General features: G+C 67.1%; 5 protein-coding genes. 2 read left to right on the forward strand and 3 right to left on the reverse strand.

What is annotated here, in order from left to right:
* The first annotated feature begins 89 nt into the window (after nucleotides 1-89).
* Nucleotides 90-1,727 carry a CTP synthase gene (locus LL06_RS25530; protein ID WP_035533756.1) on the forward strand — a complete coding sequence of 546 codons (1,638 nt, stop codon included), beginning with the start codon at nucleotides 90-92 and terminating at the stop codon, nucleotides 1,725-1,727.
* A gap of 72 nt (nucleotides 1,728-1,799) precedes the next feature.
* Here LL06_RS25530 and LL06_RS25535 read toward each other — a convergent pair whose 3' ends face one another.
* The 3 genes from LL06_RS25535 to LL06_RS25545 form a co-directional block, all read right to left on the reverse strand.
* Nucleotides 1,800-2,177 carry a hypothetical protein gene (locus LL06_RS25535; protein WP_035533758.1) on the reverse strand — a complete coding sequence of 126 codons (378 nt, stop codon included), beginning with the start codon at nucleotides 2,175-2,177 and terminating at the stop codon, nucleotides 1,800-1,802.
* Between the two features lie 161 nt (nucleotides 2,178-2,338).
* The gene (locus LL06_RS25540; RefSeq protein WP_035533760.1) at nucleotides 2,339-3,007 is read right to left on the reverse strand and encodes a hypothetical protein; all 669 of its coding nucleotides are present in this window, start codon (nucleotides 3,005-3,007) and stop codon (nucleotides 2,339-2,341) included.
* Nucleotides 3,008-3,038: 31 nt separating this feature from the next.
* Entirely contained in the window at nucleotides 3,039-3,905 is an 867-nt protein-coding gene (locus tag LL06_RS25545; protein ID WP_052161912.1) for a class I SAM-dependent methyltransferase, read from the reverse strand.
* A gap of 245 nt (nucleotides 3,906-4,150) precedes the next feature.
* On the opposite strand from LL06_RS25545, the gene LL06_RS25550 reads away from it, so the two are divergent.
* Nucleotides 4,151-5,062 (forward strand): LysR family transcriptional regulator, encoded by a 912-nt coding sequence (locus tag LL06_RS25550; protein ID WP_035533762.1) that lies wholly within the window; start codon nucleotides 4,151-4,153, stop codon nucleotides 5,060-5,062.
* The last annotated feature ends 175 nt before the right edge of the window (nucleotides 5,063-5,237 follow it).

Here is a 5,237-nt window from a genome sequence, read left to right on the forward strand (position 1 = left end):
TGACAGATCGTCTGTTATGCACCGCTAATATCTTCCATCCGTTTTTTGGGGTGGTGGAATCAGTTTTCTGAAGGTATCGGTTCAATCCCATGGCGCGATATGTTTTCATAACCGGCGGCGTGGTCTCCTCGCTTGGAAAAGGCATTGCCTCGGCTGCCCTTGGCGCATTGCTGCAGGCCCGTGGTTACCGGGTGCGGCTGCGCAAGCTCGACCCCTATCTGAACGTCGATCCGGGCACCATGAGCCCGACCCAGCACGGCGAGGTCTTCGTCACCGACGACGGCGCCGAGACCGATCTCGATCTCGGCCACTACGAGCGCTTCACCGGACGGTCGGCCACCAGGACCGACAACATCACCACCGGCCGCATCTACAAGGACATCATCGACAAGGAGCGGCGCGGCGACTATCTCGGCGCCACCGTCCAGGTCATCCCCCACGTCACCAACGAGATCAAGAATTTCGTGCTCGAGGGCAACGAGGACTTCGATTTCGTGCTCTGCGAGATCGGCGGCACGGTGGGCGACATCGAGGCGATGCCCTTCATCGAGGCGATCCGTCAGTTGGGCAACGATTTGCCGCGCGGCAACGCCGTCTATGTCCATCTCACCCTGATGCCCTGGATCGCAGCCGCTGGCGAGCTCAAGACCAAGCCGACCCAGCATTCGGTCAAGGAACTGCAGGCGATGGGCATTGCGCCCGACATCCTGCTCGTGCGCGCCGACCGGGAGATCCCGGCGGAAGAGCGCCGCAAGCTCTCGCAGTTCTGCAATGTGCGGCCCTCGGCCGTGATCCAGGCGCTCGACGTGCCCTCGATCTATGACGTGCCGATCGCCTACCACAAGGAAGGGCTGGACACCGAGGTGCTGGCCGCCTTCGGCATCGATCCGGCGCCGGCGCCGCGCATGGGCGCCTGGGAAATGGTCTCGGAGCGCATCCACAATCCCGAGGGCGAGGTCACCATCGCCATCGTCGGCAAATACACCGGCCTCAAGGACGCCTACAAGTCGCTGATCGAGGCGCTCTATCACGGCGGCATCGCCAACCGCGTCCGGGTCCGGCTCGAATGGATCGAAAGCGAGATCTTCGAGAAGGAAGACCCGTCGCCCTGGCTCGAGAAGGTGCACGGTATTCTCGTACCCGGCGGCTTCGGCGAGCGCGGCGCGGAAGGCAAGATCGCCGCCGCGAAATTCGCCCGCGAGCGCAAGGTTCCCTATTTCGGCATCTGCTACGGCATGCAGATGGCGGTGCTCGACGCAGCGCGCAATCTGGCCGGTATCGAGGACGCCATGTCGTCCGAGTTCGACCGCAAGACCGGCACCCATGTGGTCGGCATCATGACCGAATGGCTCAAGGGCAACCAGCTCGAGACCCGCGCCGCCAATGGCGATCTCGGCGGCACCATGCGGCTGGGCGCCTATCCGCATCCCCTGAAATCCGGCACGCTGATCGCCGGCATCTACGGCTCCAACGAGGTCTCCGAGCGCCACCGCCACCGCTACGAGGTCAACATCGCCTACAAGGACCAGCTCGAAAAGGCCGGCCTGGTCTTCTCCGGCGTGTCGCCCGACGGGCTCCTGCCCGAAACCATCGAATATCCCCGCGACGTCCACCCTTGGTTCATCGGCGTGCAGTACCACCCCGAACTCAAGTCGCGTCCCTTGGAGCCGCACCCGCTGTTCGCCAGCTTCATCGAAGCGGCGCTGGAACAGTCGCGCCTGGTGTAAACATCGGGGACAGTTTACTTTTTCGGCCCATAGGCCAAAAAAGTAAACTGTCCCCGACCTTATCCGACCTTGTCAGGCCGGCTTTCCCAATCCGTTGCGGAACAGGGTGTAGACGAACAGCAGCATCGAGGCTGCGGTCAGCAGCGACCCCACCGCCACCATGGCTTCGCCGTCATGCAGGATCGCAAGCGCGATGCCCGGGACCATGATCACCACGCCCGCCACCGCGACCGCCAGGTGCACCTTGGCCAGCGGCGAGGCCGCCGCCGAGGGCGTCACCGTGTAGTAGAGCCCGAAAAGCCCCATGGTCACCCAGCCGACCAGGTTGAGATGGGCATGGGCGCCGCCCATCGTGTGGTCGCCCGAAATCGCCATGCCTATGCCCCAGAACATGCCGGCCGTCACGCAGAGCGCCCCGGCCAGGAAAAAATAGAACCCGATGCCTCGCATTGTCTTTCCCTCTAGATGCGGTGTTCCTGGCGCTCCGGGCTGATCCCGGATACCACGCCAGGCGCACGGATCCTGCGACACTTTCACGCAGTTTGACAGCGGGCGCGGAATTTTTCCGCCGGAATTTTTTCGCGTCCGCCCGGGTCCGGGTCCGCCCGCGCTCAGCCGCCGAGCCAGCTCGTCAGCACCACCGCCGCCGGCACCGGCGCCACGGCGAAGGCGATGCAGAGGAGAAATTGCGGCAGGCTCATCAGCTTGCTCAGCCCGGTGAGGAGCGCGATGCCGCCGCCGCCGCCGATCAGCGTGTTGCCGGGCAGGTTGATCAGCACCATGAGCGTGATGATCCGGTGGTCGACCAGGAACGGCTTGAGCCAGCGCGGCGCGGTCTGGACCAGATAGCGGTCGCGGCCTTCGGGCCCGAGCCGCATGAACGCCTCGATCAGCGCCGCCGCGCGCGCAAGCCCGTGGCGCGCGAGCCAGCCGGCCAGCCGCCGTTCCGGCGCCAGCCGGCCGACCAGGAAGGCCAGCGTCAGCGCCGTCATCGTCGACAGATACACCACGCCGGCGATCTTCGCCCCGAACACCATCAGCAGCGCCACCCCGATCTCGGTTCCCGGCACGAAGGGAACGGCCGTCAGCACGATATAGGCCACCAGGATGGCCGCGATGGCGCCGAGATAGGGCATCTGCGCCTGCGCCAGCGCGATGCTTTCGAGCCGCGCCTCGATCGCCAGCCCCAGCCAGCGCCCGCCGGCGATCAGGCAGGCGTAGAAGGCGAGCAGCAGCGCCGCCCTGATCCATCGCCGGGTCCTGCGCGCGCCGTCTGTCACCTCCTGGTCCCCGGCCTGTCGCCGCCTCCTGTCATCGTGTTCCCGTCACCAGCAGCAGTTCATTCGGCCCGGCCCAGCCGGTTGCCGTGGTGAAGCTTTCAAGCCGCTGTTCCATCTCGCTCCAGGCCTCTTCTTGCGCCCCGGGGCCGAGATGCGCCAGCATCTTGATCACCGGGGCGCCCGAGTCCCGGACAAAATCGACATAATGACGCGCCGATGGCATCACGAACGGCGCGCTCAGCCGTGTCGACTGCACCGCTTGAAACCCGGCCCTGGCAAACATCGCCTGCAGCGCGCCGGCGCGGCCGAGGCTCAGCAGGCTTCCGGGTGCAAAGGGATCGGGCCGCTCGAGCCCGGCGTGCCTTGCTGCCGTCGAGGCCAGGATCGCCAGGCACGGGTTATTTTCGGGGGCGGAAAACACCAGCACGCTCGCCTTCGCGCCCGGCCGTGCCACCCGGTGCATCTGGGCCAGCCCGCTGTCCGGCGCTGCAAACAGCATCAGCCCCAGCCGGCAGACGACGGCGTCGAAGCTCGCATCCGCAAACGGCAGCTCCTCGCCGTCGCAGGCGAGCGTCTCGACGGTCGAAACTCCGGCGTCCGTGGCGCGGGCCGCGGCAAACGCGAGTATCCGCGCCGAAAGATCGGTGGCGACCACCGATCCCGAGGGCCCGACCCGTGCCGCGATCTCAAGGGTCTGCTCGCCGGTGCCGGCGGCGACGTCGAGCACGCGCTGGCCGGCGCGCACGCCCGCCGACAGCAGCATCAACTCCGTCGAGGCCCGCAGCCACGCGCGGATCGGCCCGGCATGGGCATTCCAGCCGATGGCCGCCTGGTCCCAGAGATTTGCGGCAGCCGCATCCGCGGCGGGCGGCTGCAAGGCGGGCGATTTTTCTGACATGGTCAAGTCCTCCACGCGGCGGGGTGAGCGGGGCGGCATCTGGCCCCTGAAGCCGGTGACGTCAGCCTAGTGCGGGTTCCGGCCGCGCGGCAGCGGCGTTTTTGGCCGGGCAATCGTCAAATATGCATAGCCGCACCGGATCGACCATTTCCTGTCGCACTCAAACCCGGGCCTTTCCGTGCTAGCATGGCCGAGCCTGCACCCGGACCCGTGCCGGGCTTTCGGGGACCAGGAGGGGACGCGTGATGATCGACTGGAATGATCTGCGGTATTTTCTTGCTGTCGCCCGGCAAGGCAGCACGCTGGCGGCGTCGCGCGGCCTTGCCAAAAGCCAGTCGACCGTCCACCGCCGCCTGGGCGAGCTGGAGGCTGCGCTCGGGCGGCCGCTGGTCAAGCGCCATCCGACCGGCTACCGGCTGACGCCCTTCGGTCTGGCCATGCTGCCCTATGCCGAGGAAGTCGAGCGCGCCGTCGGCCGGTTTGACGAGCACCAGGCCGCAATCGAGCGCGCCGAGACCGGCATTCTGCGTCTGACCTGCCCGGAGCCGATCATGGCGCGTCTGTCGAAATCCGGCTTTGTCGACCGCTTTCACCTCCGCCATCCGGAGCTGCGGATCGAGTTTGTCATGAGCGACAGCTACGTCGATCTCGCCGGAGGCGAAGCCGATGTCGCCTTCCGCTCGGGCGACACCGACGACGGCGTTCTGGTCGGCCGCAAGCTGGCCGATTCGCTCTGGGCGGTTTACGCCACCCGGTCCTTTGTCGACCAATATGGCCGGCCGGCGTCGGAAAGCGCCCTCGACGCCTTCCCGATTGCAGCCCTCGACCAGTCGATCGCGGGGCAGGCGGGCCAGCCCGGCCACCGGCTGTCGCAATGGCTGGCCGAGTCCCTGCCAGGCGCCGCCATTGTCTCGCACAGCAGTTCCATCCTCGGCCTGGTTGCCGCCGTCCGGTCCGACTTGGGCGTCGGCGCGCTGCCCACGGCGCTTGGCGACGCCGAACCGGATCTGGTCCGGCTCACAGGCCCCGTCGAGGCGCTCACCCGCGCCTGGCGCATCCTCGCCCATCCCGATGTCCGCTCCAGCCCGCGCGTATCAGCCTTCTTCGATTTCGTGGCGGAGGAATCCGCGGCGCTGAAGACCATTCTGACCGGCTAGGCCAACCGCCATCGGGCCGCGGGGAGGGCGGCCGGGCAGGCCCGGGTCCGGAGACATTTGCCGCGCCCCGGTGCCTGGGTTAGGTTGCTCCGACAGCTCCTGCGCCAGCCCCGCGGCTGCGCGCCAACAGCCAACCGCCACCAGGCCAGGACGTCCCTCATGCGGCTCATCCGTT

Source organism: Hoeflea sp. BAL378 (genome assembly GCF_000759435.1).
GTDB lineage: Bacteria > Pseudomonadota > Alphaproteobacteria > Rhizobiales > Rhizobiaceae > Hoeflea.

Bases quoted from the DNA above. Each gene is read 5' to 3' on its own strand.
- LL06_RS25530 (WP_035533756.1), top strand. From the start codon at position 90: ATGGCGCGATATGTTTTCATAACCGGCGGCGTGGTCTCCTCGCTTGGA.
- LL06_RS25535 (WP_035533758.1), bottom strand. From the start codon at position 2,177: ATGCGAGGCATCGGGTTCTATTTTTTCCTGGCCGGGGCGCTCTGCGTG.
- LL06_RS25545 (WP_052161912.1), bottom strand. From the start codon at position 3,905: ATGTCAGAAAAATCGCCCGCCTTGCAGCCGCCCGCCGCGGATGCGGCT.
- LL06_RS25550 (WP_035533762.1), top strand. From the start codon at position 4,151: ATGATCGACTGGAATGATCTGCGGTATTTTCTTGCTGTCGCCCGGCAA.